The organism is Mycobacterium sp. P7213 (genome assembly GCF_900604305.1).
GTDB lineage: Bacteria > Actinomycetota > Actinomycetes > Mycobacteriales > Mycobacteriaceae > Mycobacterium.
Window position 1 is genome coordinate 1 of record NZ_UWOA01000041.1, and the last position, 18965, is coordinate 18965.

General features: G+C 68.0%; 15 protein-coding genes and 1 pseudogene. 12 read left to right on the forward strand and 4 right to left on the reverse strand.

Annotated features, from left to right (window positions below; translation table 11 throughout):
• Positions 1–240 precede the first annotated feature (240 nt).
• A complete protein-coding gene (locus tag EJK91_RS15670; protein WP_036457885.1) occupies positions 241–1767 on the reverse strand; it encodes a PPE family protein in 1527 nt (508 codons plus the stop codon).
• A gap of 123 nt (positions 1768–1890) precedes the next feature.
• Between EJK91_RS15670 and EJK91_RS22475 the strand changes: the two are divergent.
• The 12 genes and pseudogenes from EJK91_RS22475 to EJK91_RS15725 all read left to right on the forward strand — a co-directional run.
• Positions 1891–2589 (forward strand): annotated as a pseudogene (locus tag EJK91_RS22475) (DUF2275 domain-containing protein); the annotation flags it as partial.
• Between the two features lie 120 nt (positions 2590–2709).
• The gene (gene sigC, locus EJK91_RS22480) at positions 2710–3279 is read left to right on the forward strand and encodes an RNA polymerase sigma factor SigC (RefSeq protein ID WP_241178715.1); all 570 of its coding nucleotides are present in this window, start codon (positions 2710–2712) and stop codon (positions 3277–3279) included.
• Between the two features lie 166 nt (positions 3280–3445).
• Positions 3446–4180 (forward strand): lytic transglycosylase domain-containing protein, encoded by a 735-nt coding sequence (locus tag EJK91_RS15680; protein WP_125079393.1) that lies wholly within the window; start codon positions 3446–3448, stop codon positions 4178–4180.
• An 81-nt stretch (positions 4181–4261) separates the two neighbouring features.
• On the forward strand, positions 4262–5551 hold the full coding sequence (eno, locus tag EJK91_RS15685; RefSeq protein WP_024442503.1) for a phosphopyruvate hydratase: 1290 nt from the start codon (positions 4262–4264) through the stop codon (positions 5549–5551).
• An 18-nt stretch (positions 5552–5569) separates the two neighbouring features.
• Positions 5570–6226, forward strand: a complete 657-nt coding sequence (locus tag EJK91_RS15690; RefSeq protein WP_125079394.1) for an FtsB family cell division protein — start codon at positions 5570–5572, stop codon at positions 6224–6226.
• A complete protein-coding gene (locus EJK91_RS15695; protein WP_024442501.1) occupies positions 6219–6710 on the forward strand; it encodes a DUF501 domain-containing protein in 492 nt (163 codons plus the stop codon). Before EJK91_RS15690 ends, EJK91_RS15695 begins: the two co-directional genes overlap by 8 nt.
• Positions 6701–7651 (forward strand): Ppx/GppA phosphatase family protein, encoded by a 951-nt coding sequence (locus EJK91_RS15700; protein WP_125079395.1) that lies wholly within the window; start codon positions 6701–6703, stop codon positions 7649–7651. Before EJK91_RS15695 ends, EJK91_RS15700 begins: the two co-directional genes overlap by 10 nt.
• A gap of 216 nt (positions 7652–7867) precedes the next feature.
• Complete coding sequence (locus tag EJK91_RS22485; protein ID WP_125079396.1) at positions 7868–7957, forward strand: potassium-transporting ATPase subunit F; 90 nt, start codon at positions 7868–7870, stop codon at positions 7955–7957.
• Complete coding sequence (gene kdpA / locus EJK91_RS15710) at positions 7958–9628, forward strand: potassium-transporting ATPase subunit KdpA (RefSeq protein WP_125079397.1); 1671 nt, start codon at positions 7958–7960, stop codon at positions 9626–9628. It begins immediately after the preceding gene.
• Between the two features lies 1 nt (position 9629).
• Entirely contained in the window at positions 9630–11771 is a 2142-nt protein-coding gene (gene kdpB, locus EJK91_RS15715; protein ID WP_125079398.1) for a potassium-transporting ATPase subunit KdpB, read from the forward strand.
• Position 11772: 1 nt separating this feature from the next.
• Positions 11773–12675, forward strand: a complete 903-nt coding sequence (locus EJK91_RS15720) for a potassium-transporting ATPase subunit C (protein WP_125079399.1) — start codon at positions 11773–11775, stop codon at positions 12673–12675.
• Positions 12668–15220: a sensor histidine kinase gene (locus tag EJK91_RS15725; protein ID WP_125079400.1), complete on the forward strand. Its 2553-nt coding sequence runs from the start codon at positions 12668–12670 to the stop codon at positions 15218–15220. Before EJK91_RS15720 ends, EJK91_RS15725 begins: the two co-directional genes overlap by 8 nt.
• A 12-nt stretch (positions 15221–15232) precedes the next feature.
• Here EJK91_RS15725 and EJK91_RS15730 read toward each other — a convergent pair whose 3' ends face one another.
• The 3 genes from EJK91_RS15730 to EJK91_RS15740 all read right to left on the reverse strand — a co-directional run bounded on the left by EJK91_RS15730 (position 15233) and on the right by EJK91_RS15740 (position 18943).
• Positions 15233–15688 (reverse strand): DUF1942 domain-containing protein, encoded by a 456-nt coding sequence (locus EJK91_RS15730; RefSeq protein WP_125079401.1) that lies wholly within the window; start codon positions 15686–15688, stop codon positions 15233–15235.
• 67 nt (positions 15689–15755) lie between these two features.
• Positions 15756–16439 carry a response regulator gene (locus tag EJK91_RS15735; protein ID WP_046302273.1) on the reverse strand — a complete coding sequence of 228 codons (684 nt, stop codon included), beginning with the start codon at positions 16437–16439 and terminating at the stop codon, positions 15756–15758.
• Positions 16439–18943 carry an ATP-binding protein gene (locus EJK91_RS15740; protein ID WP_444850826.1) on the reverse strand — a complete coding sequence of 835 codons (2505 nt, stop codon included), beginning with the start codon at positions 18941–18943 and terminating at the stop codon, positions 16439–16441. The genes EJK91_RS15735 and EJK91_RS15740 overlap by 1 nt, the downstream gene beginning before the upstream one ends.
• Between the last annotated feature and the right edge of the window lie 22 nt (positions 18944–18965).

Consider the following 18965-nt stretch of genomic DNA (forward strand, 5'->3'; position numbering starts at 1 on the left):
TGACCCGCGGCTGCGCTATGAACGATGTCGCTGCCCTGCAACGCATTACGCTCGACCTTAGATAGCGGCCAACTCCGACTCGAAAGTCCCGTCCTGCGGTAACCAACCCGCGAATATCAGACTTGATACGCGTCGATACGACACGCTCGACAACCCACATTCACCTGGTCACGAAGCGGCGGCCATGACGACGGTCGTGGCCGCCGCTTCACCCTGGGACTTGACAAACATCCCTACATATCAGCGCTGCGAGTCAGAGACCTCGCCCCAACTGCCCGGCAGCATCGGGATCCGCGGCTCGGTGTCGAGCCCCGCACCGGTGAGCACGGCGATCCCGGAAGCCTGACGGCTGGTCCCGGTCGCGGTGCCGGCGAAGCCCAGCGGTCCGGCACCGGAATCCGAGGCGCTTGCCGTGCCGGCGGGTCCCTCCCACTCCGGCGTCACGCCGATGTTCATATCCATGTACTCGTCGCCGAACCCGCGCTGCTTGGCGCGCTGCCGCTGCCGGCGCTTGGCGGCCAGAGCCTGCGCGGTGGCTTCACCGGGGGCGCCCTGGCTCTCGGACGCCTCTTCGTCGGCACTGCGGGAACGTCGCGCACCGCTGGAGCTCCGCGCCGACGAGGAGACGCTGCTCACCAGGTACAGGCAGGAGGTGGGCCCGAATCCGACGCCCGGTCCGCCGCCCGCCGCGCCGCCGGCCGGCATGCCGGCACTCGCGGTGGCAGGAGCGGTCGGGCCGGCTGAGGAGATCGGGTCCGCGCAGGCGCACGCCTCGGCTCCCGCGGGCACCGGGGCACCCGCGGCGACCGGGGCGCCGACGCTGCCTCCCACCGGCATCGGCGGGGTCGGCTCGACGGTCTGGTCGAGCCCGACCGCACCGAGCGCACCCAGCGCACCGAGCCCGGCGGCCGCGGCGAGGGCGGGCGCTGCGGCCATCACGATCGGGATCGCCATCTGGACGGCGATCTGGCCCATCGGCCACAACAGCGTCAGGGTGTGGAAGGTGGTCCAGCCCAGCGCCCCGGCCAGGATCGGGGTCATGCCCGGGATCTGTAGCAGCATCTGGGTGACCGAGCTGGCAAACGGAAACGCCTCGATCGGATATCCGTCCACGCCCAGCAGCGACCACAGCCACCTGGCGATCGGGTCGGCGAAGCCCATGTTGTACTGCCTGAGCAGGTCGGCGATCTGTTGTTCCCAGCTGGGGGCGGCAGCGGCCTCGGCGGCCCCCGGGGCCACGATCGGCGGCGCCGGCGTCGCTACCGGAACCGAGGCCAGCGCCGCTCCCGCGACGCCCTGGTAGACGGTCATCATCTCCGCGGCCTGCACCCACATCCGGGCGTAGTCGGCTTCGTTCAGTGCGATCGGGACGGTGTTGATGCCAAAGAAGTTCGTCGCCACCAGCGTGGCGTGCACCGCGTGATTGGTGGCCAGCTCAGCCAGGGTGGGCATGCCGGCCAGCGCCGCGGTGTAGGCCGCGGCCGCCGTCTGGTGCAGACCGGCCGCGGCGGTGCTCTTGGCGGCGCTCTCGGCCAACCAGCTCAGATACGGGGCGTGCGCGGCCGCGTACTGCTGGGCGCTGGGGCCCTGCCAGGCGCCCTGCACTCCGGCCAGTACCGCGTCGAGTTCGGCGGCCACCTCGGCGTACTCCGCGCTCATCGCCGAGTACGCTGACGCGGATTCCAGTAGCGGACCAGGTCCGGGCCCGGCGCTCAGGAGCGCCGAGTGCACCTCCGGCGGCGAAGCCAGCCAGACCGGTGCGGTCATCGAACACCTCTTCCCCACGCTTGGTGATCTTCACATCGTCAATCAGTAGTCGCGTTGTGGGTCGATTTGGTTCCCTGGGGATGCCCCTTTGTTTCCACGCGCCGGATGAGCGACTATGGCGGCATGCGGTGCGAGGTGGTGCGGGAGACCCTGTCGTCGCTGCTCGACGGCGAGCAGCAGGAGCTGCCGGCGCAGCAGGTTGATGCGCACTTGGCATCATGCCGCGGCTGCCGGCGCTGGCTGGTCGGCGCGGCTGCCCAGGCCCGCCGGCTCACTGACATCAACAGCGAGGGTGGCGCCGGGCACGGCCCTGACCTGGCCGCCCAGATCCTGGCGGCGGCCGGGGTGACATCGGTCACCACCGAGAACTCCGGCGACAGCGTCTGGTCGCGGTGGGGCTTCCGGCGTCCGGCGCTGATCGCCGTCGGGGTGCTCCAGGTGGCGCTGGCGGGCATCCAGATCGCCGGCGTGGACTTCGGCATGGTTTCGGCGCACGGCCACGGGCACGGCGCTGCCACCGGGGCGCATTTGCTGCACGAGTCCACCGCGTGGTTGTTGGCGCTCGGCGGGGCGATGATCGCCGCCGGTATCTGGCCGTCCGTGGCGGCCGGTGTTGCCGCGATCGCGGGAGTTTATGCCCTGGCATTGGGCGGTTATGTGGCGGTCGACGCCTACCACGGTCAGGTGACGGCAGCTCGGATCGCCAGCCACCTGCCGGTGCTGATCGGCTTGGTGTTCGCTTTGCTGGTGGCGCGTCAGCGGATGGGCGGGGCAGGCCCGCGCCCGGCCCGATGGGGCGCGGACGGCGCGGCTGACGGGGCAGCCCCGGCGGCGGGCGCCGGTCGCGGCCGGCGGCGCCATCTGCGGTCGGTCAACCACTCGGACAGCTCTACGACCATGCGTCGTAATGGCTCTGCGACCCCGGGTCTAAGGTGGGTGTTCATGGCGGGAGCTGAGCGGGTCCAAGGCGATCCCGACGATGTTGTCACGGCCCTCGCCGTTGCCGCCGCCGCCGGCGATGCCCGCGCGCTGGAGGCTTTCATCAAAGCCACTCAGCACGATGTCTGGCGCTTCGTCGCCTACCTCTTCGACGGTGTCAGTGCGGACGACCTGACTCAGGAGACGTTCCTGCGGGCGATCGGCGCGATCCCGCGGTTCGCCGGCCGTTCCAGTGCGCGGACCTGGCTGTTGGCCATCGCTCGGCGGGTGGTGGCCGACCACATTCGCTACCTCAAGGCGCGCCCGCGCACCGCGCCGGGTGCTGACCCCGAACTGCTGCTGGAGCGCGACCGGCCGACCCGCGGTTTCGAGGATGTCGTCGAGGTGACCGAGTTGATCGCCGACCTGTCGACCGATCAGCGCGAGGCGCTGCTGCTCACCCAACTGTTCGGGCTCTCCTATTCCGACGCCGCCGCGGTCTGTGGTTGCCCGGTGGGCACCATCCGGTCCCGGGTGGCGCGGGCCCGCGACGCGTTGCTGGCCGATCCTGACCGCAGTGAGCTGACCGGTTAGCAGACGGTTCAGCGACGCGGGGACCGCCGCATAGACCGGCCGGGTTCGCGCTGGCAGAACCTTTTTTGCGGCGAGCGCGGCCGGAGCGGGCGGTCGGCATGCCTCGCTGATGGCCCAGTCATGGAACGATGTACGCGAAACCATAGCTTCGAGGTTGGGGAGAGCGGTGTCGGCGCTACGTTGGCTGCGGACGGCCGCCGTCGTCGGCGCGACGGCTGTGCTGCTGGCATCCAGTTGCAGCTGGCAGCTCGGTAATCCCATTCCGCAGGGCGTGCCGCCGCCGCCGGGCGACCCGGTCCCGCCGGTCAGTACTGACGTCGCCGTGGGCCGGCCTGCCGACCAGCTCTATCAATGGGCCGCTGAGCGAGCCCCGATGCTCGGCATTCCCATCACCGCGCTGGAGGCCTACGCCTACGCCGCGCGGGTGGCGGAGGTGGAGAACCCCAACTGCCACCTGGGCTGGACCACGCTGGCGGGCATCGGCCAGATCGAGAGTCACCACGGCCACTACAACAACGCCACTGTCGCGCGGAACGGCGACGTGCGGCCCAAGATCCGCGGAGTCCGGCTCGACGGCTCCGGAGGCAATCTCCACATCGTCGAAGAAGTCCAACCGGACCTGGCCGACGACGACGGGGTGGTCCGTGCGATGGGCCCGATGCAGTTCATTCCGGAGACCTGGCGGCTCTACGGCGTTGATGCCAACAATGACGGCATCGTCAGCCCCGACAACATCGACGACGCAGCCCTGTCAGCGGCCGGCTATCTGTGCTGGCGCGGTAAGGATCTGGCCACCCCCAAGGGCTGGATGACGGCGTTGATGGCCTATAACGAGTCGGAGATCTACGCCCGCGCTGTCCGGGATTGGGCCGCGGCGTACGCGGCCGGTCGCCCGCTGTGAGGTCTCTGCTACGGGATAGGCTCCCAACAGGCCTCCGATAGAACACGACGGCCAGCCCCACCCACGCTCAAGGAGAAGTCAGTGCCCATCATCCAGCAGGTCGGCGCCCGCGAGATCCTCGATTCCCGCGGCAACCCCACGGTCGAGGTAGAGGTCGCGCTGGAAGACGGTACGTTCGCCCGGGCCGCGGTGCCCTCGGGTGCATCCACCGGCGAGCACGAGGCCGTGGAACTCCGCGACGGTGGCGCCCGCTACGGCGGCAAGGGCGTGCAGAAGGCGGTCGCCGCGGTACTGGACCAGATCGCGCCGGCGGTCATCGGAATCAGCGCCGACGACCAGCGGCTGGTGGACCAGGCGCTGGTGGATCTCGACGGCACCCCGGACAAGTCCCGGCTGGGCGCCAACGCCATGCTCGGCGTCTCGCTGGCGGTGGCCAAGGCGGCCGCCGACTCCGCGGCGCTCCCGCTGTACCGCTACCTGGGTGGCCCCAACGCCCACATCCTGCCGGTGCCGATGATGAACATCCTCAACGGCGGCGCCCACGCCGACACCGGCGTCGACGTCCAGGAATTCATGGTCGCCCCGATCGGTGCCCCCAACTTCGCCGAGGCGCTGCGCTGGGGCACCGAGGTCTACCACTCGCTCAAGGCGGTGCTGAAGAAGCAGGGTCTGTCCACCGGGCTCGGTGACGAGGGTGGTTTTGCCCCCGACGTCGCCGGCACCACCGCCGCGCTCGACCTGATCAGCACCGCGATCGAGGCCACCGGCCTGAAGCTGGGCACCGACGTCGCGCTGGCGCTGGACGTCGCGGCCACCGAGTTCTACACCGAGGGCAGCGGCTACGCCTTCGAGAAGCAGAACCGCACCGCGGCCCAGCTGGCCGAGTTCTACGCCAAGCTGCTCGACAGCTACCCGCTGGTGTCCATCGAAGACCCGCTGTCCGAGGACGACTGGGACGGCTGGGTGTCGTTGACCTCGGCTATCGGGGACCGGGTGCAGCTCGTCGGCGACGACCTGTTCGTCACCAACCCCGAACGGCTCGAGGAGGGCATCGAGCGGGGCGCGGCGAACGCACTGCTGGTCAAGGTCAACCAGATCGGCACGCTGACCGAGACCCTGGACGCGGTCACCCTGGCCCACCACAGCGGTTACCGCACCATGATGAGTCATCGCAGCGGCGAGACGGAGGACACCACCATCGCCGACTTGGCGGTGGCCGTCAGCAGCGGTCAGATCAAGACCGGTGCCCCGGCCCGCAGCGAGCGGGTGGCCAAGTACAACCAGCTGCTGCGGATCGAGGAGGAACTCGGCGACGCCGCGCGTTACGCCGGCGAGCTGGCCTTCCCCCGCTACGCGCCGGAGAGCAAGTAGCCGCCAGGGGCCGCTGCCATGTCCGATCCGAAACGTCCTGACGCCAAGCGGCGTGCCGCGACGTCGCGGCCGGGACGGGGCGGGGAGAACGGACGGGCGCACCCGCGCCGGACGCCGCCGGTGCGCCGGGGACCTGGCGCCCCGCGGACCCCACCGCCGTCACCGGCCGGTGCGGTCAAACGAGCCATCGCGGCGGCGGCCGAGCAGAGTTCGGAGCTGCGGGTCGGCTTCACCGCCCGGCGGGCGGTGATCCTGGCCGCGGTGATGTGTGTGCTCACCCTGACCGTCGCCGGGCCGGTCCGTACGTTCTTCGCCCAGCACGCGGAGATGAAACAGCAGTCCCAATTGGAGAACACCCTGCACCGCCAGATCACCGACCTGCAGCAACAGAAGGCCAACTTGGACGACCCCGCGCACATCCGCGCGCAGGCCCGCCAGCGGCTCGGTTTCGTCATGCCAGGCGAGATCCCGTATCAGGTTCAGCTGCCCGCGCCGGCCGAGGTGCCGGGCGAGCCGGGGGCCGAGCCCCTGGACGCGCCCAGCGGCGATCCCTGGTACACCTCACTGTGGCACACCATCGCCGACGCGCCGCACCCTCCGCCGGCTGCGCCTGCTGCGCCCCCGGGCGCTCCCGGGCTTCCGGTTCCGCCCGCACCGGTGGTGCCCGTTGGTTGATCCCGCCGACCTGGATGCGGTGGGCCGGCAGCTGGGCCGTGAGCCGCGCGGCGTCCTGGAGATCTCCTATCGGTGTCCCAACGGTGAACCTGCCGTGGTCAAGACGGCCCCGAAACTGCCGGACGGGACACCGTTTCCCACGCTGTACTACCTGACGCATCCGGCGCTGACCGCCGCGGCCAGCCGGCTGGAGTCGTCGGGTCTGATGGCCGACATGACCGAGCGGCTGCAGCACGATCCCGAGCTCGCGGCCGGCTATCGGGCCGCTCACGAGGCCTATCTCGCTGAGCGTGATGCGATCGAAACGTTGGGAACCACCTTCACCGGCGGGGGCATGCCCGAGCGGGTGAAATGCCTGCACGTGCTGATGGCCCATTCCCTGGCCAAGGGCCGCGGCGTCAACCCTTTCGGTGACGAGGCGCTCGCCATCCTGGCCGCCGAGCCGGCGATGGCCGGGATTCTGGCACCGGGGGACTGGCTGTGACGCGCCTGGCGGGAATCGACTGCGGCACCAACTCGATTCGGCTGTTGATCGCGGAGCCTGTTGACGGCCGGCTGCGCGACGTCCATCGAGAGATGCGCATCGTCCGGCTGGGCGAGGGCGTCGACGCGACCGGACGGTTCGCCCCCGAGGCGCTGGAACGCACCCGCGCGGCGTTGGAGGACTACGCCCAGTTGTTGGTGGCACATCGTGTTTCACGCGTGCGGATGGTGGCGACCTCAGCGACCCGGGACGCGGCCAACCGCGACGTGTTCTTCGACATGACGGCGCAGGTGCTGGGACGCGCCGTTCCGGGGGCGGTCGCCGAGGTCATCACCGGCCAGGAGGAAGCCGAGCTGTCCTTCCGCGGCGCGGTGGGTGAATTGGACAGTGCCGACGGGCCATTCGTGGTCGTCGACCTCGGCGGTGGTTCCACCGAGGTGGTGCTGGGCGATCCGGACAACGGGGTGACGGCGAGCTTTTCGGCCAACGTCGGCTGCGTCCGGCTGACGGAGCGTTGCCTGCGCTCCGACCCGCCTACCGCCGAAGAAGTCGCCGCCGCTGCCGCGGTGGCCCGGGAGCTACTCGGGGAGGCGGTGCGGGCGGTGCCGGTGCAGCAGGCCCGAACCTGGGTGGGGGTGGCGGGCACCATGACCACGCTGTCGGCTCTTGCGCACGGAATGGGCGAATACGACTCGGCCGCAATCCATCTGTCCCGAGTCGGCTTCGAGGATCTGACGGCGGTCTGCGATCAGCTGATCGGCATGAGCCGCGCCGAGCGGGCCGCCCTGGGCCCGATGCACCCCGGCCGCGTCGATGTTATCGGCGGTGGCGCGATCGTGGTCCAGGAACTGGCCCGCATCTTGGCGCAGCGCGCCGGAATCACGGAGTTGGTGGTCAGCGAGCACGACATCCTGGATGGCATCGTGCTGTCGATCGCCTAACGATCCGCCTGTCGGCCGTAAAGGCGTAAAGGTCGCCTCCTTGAGCGTTAAGAAAGCGTCAACGGTCGCCGCCGCGCCTGGTGAGCGGGTCTAACTTCAGGTCACACCCGGTCGGGTTCTCGAGAACGGAGAACACGTGGCTGTAGCGGCCTACCTACTGTTGACGGCGCTGATCTTCGCCCTGCTCGGCGGGGCGCTGAGGTTGGTTGAGCGACTGTGAACACTGCCAATGCCGTTGGGCTGACGCTGGCTGTCGCGGTGGTGGCGCTGCTGGTGGCTGCACTGCTGTTCCCGGAACGGTTCTAGTTGAGTACGACAGCCGCGGGGGTGTGGTTCCTGGCGTCGTTGGCGGTGGCGCTGGTAGCGGTGCACGTACCGTTGGGCGACTACATGTATCGGGTCTACACCCGCGAAACGCACTCCCGCAGCGAGCGATTCGTCTACCGGTCGATAGGGATCAATCCGGAGTCCGAACAGACTTGGGCCGGTTATGCGCGCAGCGTGCTGGCGTTCTCCGCCGTGTGCGTGGTGTTCCTGTTCGTTCTGCAGCTCATCCAGGGAAAGCTTCCCCTGCATCTGCATGATCCGGCGACCTCGATGACACCTGGGTTGGCGTGGAACACCGCGGTCAGTTTTGTCACCAATACCAACTGGCAGGCCTATGCCGGGGAGTCGACGCAGGGGCATTTGGTGCAGATGGCCGGCCTGACGGTGCAGAACTTTGTCTCCGCCGCGGTCGGCATGGCGGTCGCCGTCGCGTTCGTCCGCGGGTTCGTTGGTCGGCGCACCGCAGTGCTGGGCTCATTCTGGGTTGATCTGGTTCGCGGCACCCTGCGTATCTTGTTGCCGATCTCGGTCGTCGGCGCGACGGTATTGATGGTCGGCGGGGTGGTCCAGAACTTTCACCCCAACGACCAGACAATCACGACCCTGACAGGTGCACCGCAGACCCTTCCAGGCGGTCCGGTGGCCAGCCAGGAGGTGATCAAGCTACTCGGCACCAACGGGGGCGGCTTCTACAACGCCAACTCTGCGCATCCGTTCGAGAACCCGACCGCGTGGACCAACTGGGTCGAGATCTTCCTGCTGGTGGTCATAGCCTTCTCGCTGCCCCGCACTTTCGGCCGAATGGTGGGCAACGCCAAGCAAGGCCACGCGATCGCCGCCGTCATGGCCGTGATCGCCCTCATCAGCGTCAGCCTGCTCAGCTGGTCGCAGCTGGCACATCATGGCACCGTCCCGACCGCCGTGGGGGCGGCGACGGAGGGGATCGAGCAGCGGCTTGGCGTGGCTGACTCGGCGGTCTTCGCCGCGGCGACCACGCTGACCTCCACCGGCGCAGTGAATTCCACGCACGACTCCTATACCAGTCTGGGCGGTCTACTGACGATGGTCGACATGCAGCTTGGGGAGGTCGCCCCCGGCGGTGTCGGAGCAGGTCTTTACGGCATCTTGATCCTTGCGGTGATCACGGTGTTCGTAGCCGGGTTGATGGTCGGGCGGACCCCGGAATACCTGGGCAAGAAGATCAGTCCACGTGAGATCAAGCTGGCCGCAAGTTATTTCTTGGTAACCCCGGTAATTGTGCTGTGCGGAACGGCGATCTCGATTGCGTTGCCTGGCCTGCGCTCGGCAATGGCTAACACTGGACCGCACGGACTCTCCGAAGTGCTCTACGCGTTCACCTCCGCGGCGAACAACAACGGTTCCGCGTTCGCGGGATTGGCAGCCGACGGGACGTGGTACGAGACCGCGCTCGGGATCGCGATGCTCTTCGGCAGGTTCCTGCCGATGATTTTGGTGCTTGCGCTGGCCGGGGCGTTCGCCGCGCAGGGGCAGACTCCGGAGTCCATCGGCACGCTGCCCACCCACAAGCCCCAATTCGTCGGCATGGTCGTCGGGGTGACGCTCATTCTGGTCGCCCTCACCTTTCTGCCAGCACTGGCTTTGGGGCCACTCGCTGAGGGGCTGCACTGAAATGCGCTCGGCCACAACTGTCTCACCGGCGCCGCCGCTCACCGGTCACCGACGGGTCTCGGGCGGGCTGCTGGACCCCGCCATGCTGCTGGCGTCACTGCCCGTGGCGTTGCGCAAGCTCGATCCCCGTACCCTGTGGCGTAACCCGGTGATGCTGATCGTCGAGGTCGGCGCGGTGTGGTCCTCGGTGCTGGCCATCGGCGAACCGACTTGGTTCGGCTGGCTGATCGTGTGCTGGCTGTGGCTGACCGTGGTCATTGCCAATCTGGCCGAGGCGGTCGCCGAAGGTCGCGGGAAGGCGCAGGCCGACGCACTGCGAAAGTCCAAGTCCGACAACGTCGCACGTCGGCTGTGCGGCTGGACGCCCAACACGCCCGGTATCGAAGAGCCGGTCGCGGCGCCGCTGCTGCAACGGGGCGACGTCGTCGTCGTCGAAGCGGGGCAGATCATCCCTGGCGATGGCGACGTGGTGGAAGGCATCGCATCGGTGGACGAATCGGCGATCACCGGCGAATCGGCCCCGGTGATCCGCGAATCCGGTGGCGACCGTTCCGCGGTCACCGGCGGGACGCTGGTGTTGTCGGACCGGATCGTGGTCCGGATCACCCAAAAACCAGGGCAGAGCTTTGTCGACCGAATGATCGCCCTGGTCGAGGGCGCCAACCGGCAGAAGACCCCGAACGAGATCGCACTGAACATCCTGCTGGCCGCGCTGACTCTGATCTTCGTGGTGGCGGTCGCGACGCTGCAGCCGTTGGCGATCTACTCTAAGGCCAACAACCCGGGTGTCTCGGATACGGCGGCGCTGGACAGCAACGGTGTCACCGGCATCGTCTTGGTCGCACTGCTGGTCTGTCTAATCCCCACCACGATCGGCGCGCTGCTGTCCGCCATCGGAATTGCCGGCATGGACCGGTTGGTGCAGCGCAATGTGCTCGCCATGTCCGGCCGGGCGGTAGAGGCCGTCGGCGACGTCAACACACTGCTGCTGGACAAGACCGGCACGATCACGCTGGGTAACCGGCAGGCATCGGAATTCCTTCCGATCTCCGGGGTGACCGCCGCCGAGCTCGCCGATGCCGCACAACTGGCCAGTCTTGCCGACGAAACTCCCGAAGGCCGCTCCATCGTGGTCTACGCCAAGGAGGCCTACGGGCTGCGAACCCGGACACCGGGCGAGCTCACGGCAGCGTCCTGGGTCGAGTTCTCCGCGGTGACCCGGATGTCCGGGGTCGACATCAGCGGACGTCAATTGCGCAAGGGCGCCGCCAATTCCGTCAGCGACTGGGTGCGCGGCCACGGCGGCGACATCCCCGCCGAACTCGGCCGGATCGTCGACGGCATCAGCGCTGCAGGCGGCACACCGCTGGTGGTAGGTGAGGTGCTCGTCGGCGGTCCCGCCAGGGTGCTCGGTGTCATTCAGCTGCGGGACGTGGTGAAGCAGGGCATGCGCGAGCGGTTCGACGCGATGCGCCGGATGGGTATCCGGACCGTGATGATCACCGGCGACAACCCGTTGACCGCCAAGGCGATTGCCGATGAGGCCGGGGTTGACGACTTCCTCGCCGAAGCCACCCCCGAAGACAAGCTGATGCTGATCAAACGGGAGCAGCAGGGTGGACGCCTGGTCGCGATGACCGGCGACGGAACCAACGACGCACCGGCGCTGGCGCAGGCCGACGTCGGGGTGGCGATGAACACCGGCACCAGCGCCGCCAAGGAGGCGGGCAACATGGTGGACCTGGACTCCGACCCCACCAAGCTCATCGAGATCGTGGAGATCGGCAAACAGCTGCTGATCACCCGAGGCGCCCTGACCACCTTCTCGATCGCCAACGACATCGCCAAGTACTTCGCCATCATTCCGGCGCTTTTCGTAACGATCTTCCCCGGTCTGGGTCTGCTCAACGTGATGAGGTTGCACAGCCCGCAGTCGGCGATCCTGTCGGCGGTGGTCTTCAATGCGCTGGTGATCGCTGCGCTGATTCCGCTCGCGTTGCGCGGGGTTCGCTACGTTCCGGGCAGCGCGTCGAAGTTGCTCAGCCGAAACCTCGCCGTCTACGGCCTGGGCGGGATCGTGGCCCCCTTCATCGGGATCAAGCTCATCGACCTGCTGGTTCAATTGCTGCCGGGGATGGCGTGACATGAGATCTGCGGGCTTGATTCGGGGTCACTGGGCCGCGCTGCGTGCCCTGCTCGTTTTCACCGTTGTGCTCGGCGTCGGCTACCCGGTTTTGGTCTGGCTGGTGGCGCAGATCCCGGGCCTGCACGGACGTGCAGAGGGTTCATTGATCACCGACGCCGCTGGTCGACCGATCGCAAGCGCACTGATCGGGCAATCGTTCACCGACACTGCCGGCCGGCCACTCCCGCAGTATTTTCAGGGCAGGCCGTCGGGGGCGGGAATCGGCTACGACGGCTTGGCCAGCGGAGCGAGCAATCTGGGCCCAGAGAGCATCGTCGACATGCCCGATCGGCCGAGCCTGCTCACCGGAGTCTGCGCCCGCAGTGTGGAAGTTGCCAAGACCGAGGGCCTGGCAGTCGGGGCAGGAGAGCGGCCGTTCTGCACTGCCGGTGGGCGGGGCGCGGTGCTGGCCGTGTTCGGCCCGCGCGGCCCCAACGGCACCGTCGCCCGCCCGACCCGTGTGGTCAGCGTCAACGAGCCGTGTGCCCCCGGGAGTGCGCCGTTTGTGTCCGGCTATCGCGGCGTTCGGGTGGAATGTGCCCGGGCAGGTGAGGATTACTCGGCCGGCCAGATCGTCCCGATCCGGGGCGCCGCGGCCGAGCACCCGCGGGTTCCCGCCGACGCCGTCACCGCCAGCGGCAGCGGCCTGGACCCCGATATCTCACCGGCCTACGCCGAGCTCCAAGTCGACCGGGTCGCGAAGGCCCGGGGGATTCCCGCCGAACAGGTCCGCGCCGTGGTCCGTGCGCACCGGAGCGGGCGACTGCTCGGGTTCCTCGGTGAGACCCGCGTCAACGCGGTCGCGGTGAACCTGGAACTCGACCACGAGCATCCTGTTCCCGGCTGCTGTTTCGATGGATGATTCTCCGGTGAGTGCTTATAGCTCGCGCGGACGACGCGGGGAGTTGCGCATCTATCTGGGTGCGGCCCCCGGCGTCGGCAAGACGTTCGCGATGCTCGGTGAGGCCCACCGGCGGTTGGAACGCGGCACCGATCTGGTGGCCGCTGTGGTCGAGACGCACGGTCGGACAAAGACAGCGGAGCTGCTCGAGGGCATCGAGGTCGTCCCGCCGCGCCTGATCGAGTATCGGGGAAGGAGTTTCCCCGAACTCGACGTTCCGGCGGTGTTGGCTCGACGACCGCAGGTCGTGCTCGTCGACGAGTTGGCCCACACCAACACGCCGGGCAGCGTGAACCCCAAACGGTGGCAGGACGTCGAGGAGCTGCTCGCCGCGGGGATCACGGTGATCTCTACGGTCAACGTGCAACATTTGGAGAGCCTCAACGACGTCGTCACGGAGATCACCGGGGTCGAGCAGCAGGAGACGGTGCCGGATTCGTTTGTTCGTCAGGCGTCGCAGATCGAGCTCGTCGACATCGCTCCAGAGGCGCTTCGCCGAAGACTCGCCCACGGCAACGTCTATGCACCGGAGAAGGTCGACGCGGCGTTGTCCAACTATTTCCGCAGCGGAAACCTCACCGCACTAAGGGAATTGGCACTGCTGTGGGTGGCCGACCAGGTGGACGCAGCACTGGCGAAGTACCGCGCAGACAAGAAGATCACCGCCACCTGGGAAGCCCGCGAGCGGGTGGTGGTGGCCGTCACCGGCGGCCCGGAATCGGAGACGCTGGTACGGCGGGCCTCGCGGATCGCCTCGAAGTCCAGCGCCGAGTTGCTGGCGCTTCATGTGCTGGCCGGCGACGGACATTCGGCCGTGCCCACTGCGCGGATGGGAAAGATTCGTGAGCTGGCGGCCAGTCTCGTTGCCTCACTGCACGTCGTCGTCGGCGACGACGTGCCGACGGCGCTGTTGGACTTCGCCCGGGAAGTCAACGCCACCCAGTTGGTGATCGGGACGTCGCGGCGGTCCCGCTGGGCGCGCTTGTTCGACGAGGGCATCGGCGCAGTGGTGGTGCGGCGGTCCGGCAAGATCGATGTACACATCGTGACTCATGAAGAGTCCAAGCAAGGTTTCCGATTCGCACCGATTTCACCGCGGCAGCGGCGGGTGCTGCCGTGGCTGGCGGCGGTGCTCGTGCCGTCCGCGGTCTGCGCGATCACCGCGACATGGCTGGATCCGGTGCTGCGCCTCGGTGGCGAGAGTGCGCTGTTCTTCGTCAGCGTGCTGGCGGTGGCCCTGCTCGGCGGCGTTGCCCCAGCAATACTTTCGGCGCTGATATCCGGTCTGCTGCTCAATTACTTCCTGATCGACCCCCGGCACAGTTTCACCATCGCTGAGACCGATTCGGCGGTTACTGAGATCGTGCTGCTGTTGGTGGCGGTTGCGGTGTCGGTGCTCGTGGACCGCGCCGCCGAACGCGCCCGGGAAGCCGGGCGGGCATCCCAGGAGGCCGAGTTACTGGCTCTGTTCGCCGGCTCCGTACTGCGGGGCGCCGACCTCGGGACGCTGCTGGAACGCGTCCGGGAGACCTATGCCCTGCGGGCGGTGAGCATCCTGCGGAGATCCACCATCGACGGCCAGCATGCCGGCGAAACGGTGATCGCGGCAGCGGGCAACGACCCGTGTACGACTGTCGACGCTGCGGACACCGCCATCGACGTGGGCGACGACGAGTTCTGGATGCTGATTGCCGGCCGACAGTTGGCGGCGCGTGATCGACGCGTGCTGTCCGCCGTGGCCAAACAGGCGGCCGGATTGGTCAGGCAACGTGAGCTGACCGACGAAGCGAGTCGATCCGAAGCTGTCATGCGAGCCGATGAGCTGCGTCGTTCCCTGCTGTCAGCGGTCAGTCATGATCTGCGTACACCGTTGGCGGCGGCGAAGGCCGCGGTGTCGAGCCTGCGCGCCGAAGACGTCGGGTTCTCGCCGGAAGACACCAATGAACTGCTGGCCACCGTAGAGGAGTCGATCGACCAACTCACCGCCCTGGTCGGCAACCTTCTGGACTCATCTCGACTGGCCGCCGGCGTGATACACCCCGAGTTGGGCCGGGTGTACCTGGAAGAGGCCGTGCAACGTGCCCTGGTCAGCATCGGCCGGGGCAACACCGGCTTCTTCCGTTCCGGAATCGACCGGGTCAAGGTCGATGTCGGTGACGGGGTGGTGCTGGCCGATGCCGGCCTGCTGGAACGGGTGCTGGCCAATCTCCTGGACAACGCGCTGCGCTATGCCCCAGACGGCCCGATCCGGGTCAGTGCGTGTCAGGCCGGTGATCGGGTTCTGATCAACATCGCCGATCAGGGCCGGGGCCTCCCTCCCGGTGGTGAGCGTCTCTTCGAGCCGTTCCAGCGGATCGGCGATCAGAACAACACCACCGGTATCGGCCTGGGCCTGTCGGTAGCGCGGGGGTTCGTCGAGTCGATGAACGGAACGATCTCGGCCACCGAGACGCCGGGGGGCGGCCTCACCATGGTGGTGGATCTGGCCGCGCCCCAGGCAATGTGACTCAACTGGGTGTCAGTGCTTCCAGACAACCTTGTCGACGCCTGCCGCGTCGCGGTAGACCACGCTGTCCGGCGCGGTGCCGTTCTTGACGTCGAAGTACAGGCGGCCGCTCGTCTGGCTGCCCGCGGGGATCGGTGCGTTGGGCAGGCCGTCGACCTCATTGCCCTTCATCACCGCGAAGGTTGAACTGTTAACCGCACGTGCGTTGAAGTCAGCGATATTCGGAGTGGGGGAACCGCTTACCGCCCGCGCGGTCACTTCCGAATACCAAATGCCGTCGTTGTGCCCGCTGGGTTGCAGATCCGAGACGGTGTAGTCGATCGCCCCGCCTGGGCTCTGAATCTCTTGGGTTTGGCCGAATCCGACCACCGTTGGGTCTGCAGAAGCCGGCGCCACCGCAAGCATTCCGGCCGTCGTGAGGCCGGCCGCCGCTACTGCGGTCTTCTTGGCGATCTGGGAGAACATCACGGTAAAACTCCTTCCGCTAGGTTCTCCCAGGCATATCCGCGTCGGCGGATTTCAAAACCTCAAAGATTCACACTTCGAAGCGGTAGCCCATTCCCGCCTCGGTGAGCAGGTGTTTGGGGTTTGAGGGGTCGTTTTCGAGTTTGCGGCGCAACTGCGCCAGATAGACCCGAAGATATTGGGTCTCCTTTGCGTATGCCGGGCCCCATACCTGGGTGAGTAACTCGTCGCGGCCGACCAGCTTTCCCCGGTTTCGCACCAGCATCTCCAGCATGCCCCATTCGGTGGGAGTCAGGTGAACCTCACGGGAGTTCTTGGTGACCTTCTTGGCTGCCAGATCCACGGTGAACGAAGCGGTTTCCACTATTGGCTGGTCGGTTTCGGCGGTTGCGGCGTTGCGTCGTGCGGCGGCGCGCAGCCTCGCCAGGAATTCGTCCATTCCGAACGGCTTGGTCACATAGTCGTCGGCGCCGGCGTCGAGCGCCTCCACCTTGTCGGCCGAGTCGGTGCGAGCGGACAGCACGATCACCGGCACCGTCAGCCAGCCCCGCAGTCCGGCCAGCACTTCGATGCCGGAGATGTCGGGCAGCCCGAGATCGAGGATCACCACGTCGGGGCGTTGCTCGGCGGCGGCGCGCAGGGCACCGGCGCCGGTCGCCGCGGTGACGACTTCGTAGCCGCGTACCGACAGGTTGATCTTCAGTGCGCGCAGAATCTGCGGCTCGTCGTCGACTACCAGGACTCGTGTGCTCATCAGCTCTCTCCTGCCGCCGCGGCCAGGTCTACCACCATGGTCAACCCGCCGCCTGGTGTCTCTGTCGCCGAGATGGTGCCGCCCATCGCCTCAGTGAAACCCCGTGCCACCGAGAGTCCGAGACCGACGCCGCTGGTGTTGTCGCGGTCGCCGAGGCGCTGGAACGGATCGAACACGTGCGCTTCGCCGCCGCGGGGCAGTCCGCGCCCCTCGTCGGCGACGTTGATCAGGACGCGGTCGCCGACTTGGCCGGCTGTCACCCGTACCACGCTGTCAGAGGCGTAGCGCAACGCGTTGTCGATAACGTTGGCAAGCACGCGTTCCAACAAGCCGGCATCGGCCATCGCCACGGTCGGGCCCACTTCGACCTTCACCTGGTCGAGGCCGCGCCCGAAGGTGTTGCTGTGCTTGCCAATTCCGATCAGCGCGCGCTGCACGACCTCTTCCAGGTACACCTTGGTCAACTTTGGCCGGATCACACCCGCGGCCAGGCGTGAGGAGTCGAGCAGGTTGCCCACCAGGCCGGTGAGCTGGTCGACCGATTCTTCCACGGTGGCCAGCAGTTCGGCGGTGTCGTCGGGGGAGAAGTCGACGTCGTCGGCGCGCAGGCTCGACACCGCCGCCTTGGCCGCGGCCAGGGGGGTGCGCAGGTCGTGGCTGACCGCCGACAGCAGGGAACGGCGCAGCTCGTCGGTCCGCATCACCGCGTCGGCCCGGCCGGCCTCGGCGGCCAGTTCCTCCTGGCGGACCAGTCCGGCGGCTTGGCGAGCCACCACCGAGAGCACCCGGCGATCGCGCGAGGCCAACTGTCGCCCGACCATCAGCATCCAGAACTCGTCGTCGCCGACATCGATCGAGGTGTCCGCGAGATCTACCGAGGTGCACGGATTTTCGCCCACGGAGGCGACGACTTCCGGAGTTGCACTGCTGGTTGGGACGCGGACCAGGCTTACCGCTCGTTGCGCGTAGGTCTCGCGTACCCGCTCCAGCAGGGTGTCCAGGTCCGCGCCGCGCAGCACGGACCCGGCGAACAGCGTCATCAACTCCGCTTCGCGGGACGCGCGGCCGGCTTCCCGGGTTCGTTTGGCTGCGCCGTCGACCAGGGCCGCCACGGCGATGGCCACCAGGAGCAGCACGACTTCGGTCACCGCGACGTCGTGCTCGGCAATGGTGAAATCACGCCGGGGCGCGAGCACGAAGTAGTTCAGCAAGGCTCCGGACAGCAACGCCGACAACACGGCCGGGGCAATGCCGCCGAGCAGGGCCACCACCAGCACGCCGACGAAGAACAGCGCGCTCTGGCCGGCGTCGAAGTAGCGTTCCAGCCAGCCCACCATGATCGCGCACATCAGGCACGGCACGATGACGGCGGCCAACCAGGAGGCTGCGCGCCGCTCCCGCGGCGAGATCGACACGCCGCGGAAACTCGGCTTGGCGTCCTCGTAGGTGACGATGTGGACGTCGATATCGCCGGACTGCTGCACCACCGCCGCACCGACACCCTCGTCGAGGATGCGGGCCCAGCGGGAGCGGCGCGAAGTGCCGATCACCAGCTGGGTGGCGTTGACGTCGCGGGCGAAGTCCAGTAGCGCGGCCGGCACGTCGTCGCCGATCACGGTGTGCAGCGAGGCGCCCAGGCTGATCGCCAATTGGCGGATCTTGCCCACCCGGGGTGCCGGCGCACCCGAGAGGCCGTCGTCGCCCAGGACGTGCAGCACCAACAGGTCACCGCCGGCCTTCGACGCGATTCGGGAGGCCCGCCGGACCAGGGCCTCAGACTCCGGGCCACCGGTCACCGCCGCGACGATGCGTTCCCGTGCCTCCCAGGTCTCGGTGATCTTCTTGTCGGCGCGGTAGCGGGTGAGCGTCGCGTCCACCTGCCCGGCCAGCCACAGCAGAGCCAATTCCCGTAGGGCGGTTAGCGTCTCGCCGCGGAAGTAGTTGGCCAACGCCGCGTCGACCTTTTCCGGAGGGTAGACGTTCCCGTGCGACAGCCTGCGCCGCAAAGCTTCCGGGGCGACATCGATGAGTTCGATCTGTGCCGCTTGGCGTACGACCGCGTCGGGGACGGTGTCCTGCTGGGTGGTTCCGGTGATCTTGGCGACGACGTCGCTCAGGCTCTCCAGCTGTTGCACGTTGACGGTGGAGACCACGGTGATTCCGGCGGCGAGCAGTTCTTCGATGTCTTGCCAGCGTTTGGGATTGCGGCTGCCCGCGGGGTTGGTGTGCGCGAGATCGTCGATCAGGACCACTTCCGGGTGGCGGGTCAGCACCGCGTCGACATCGAGTTCCCCGCCGGGCTCGCCGACGGTCTCGATGCCCTGCAGCAGTTCAGCGGTCTTGCTGCGGCCGTGGGTCTCGACCGCGGCAGCCACTACATCGGTGCCACGGTCGGTGCGGCGGTGCGCCTCGCCGAGCATCGCGTAGGTCTTGCCGACCCCGGGCGAGGCTCCGAGGTAGATGCGGAGTTCTCCCCGCTCGCCGCGCTGGTTCACCAGACTCACCAGACCATCATCGCGGCAACCG

What these genes read in the sequence shown, in the direction of transcription:
- EJK91_RS15670 (WP_036457885.1), bottom strand. Translation starts at nt 1,767, where the DNA reads ATGACCGCACCGGTCTGGCTGGCTTCGCCGCCGGAGGTGCACTCGGCG.
- sigC (WP_241178715.1), top strand. Translation starts at nt 2,710, where the DNA reads ATGGCGGGAGCTGAGCGGGTCCAAGGCGATCCCGACGATGTTGTCACG.
- EJK91_RS15690 (WP_125079394.1), top strand. Translation starts at nt 5,570, where the DNA reads ATGTCCGATCCGAAACGTCCTGACGCCAAGCGGCGTGCCGCGACGTCG.
- kdpB (WP_125079398.1), top strand. Translation starts at nt 9,630, where the DNA reads ATGCGCTCGGCCACAACTGTCTCACCGGCGCCGCCGCTCACCGGTCAC.
- EJK91_RS15720 (WP_125079399.1), top strand. Translation starts at nt 11,773, where the DNA reads ATGAGATCTGCGGGCTTGATTCGGGGTCACTGGGCCGCGCTGCGTGCC.
- EJK91_RS15725 (WP_125079400.1), top strand. Translation starts at nt 12,668, where the DNA reads ATGGATGATTCTCCGGTGAGTGCTTATAGCTCGCGCGGACGACGCGGG.
- EJK91_RS15735 (WP_046302273.1), bottom strand. Translation starts at nt 16,439, where the DNA reads ATGAGCACACGAGTCCTGGTAGTCGACGACGAGCCGCAGATTCTGCGC.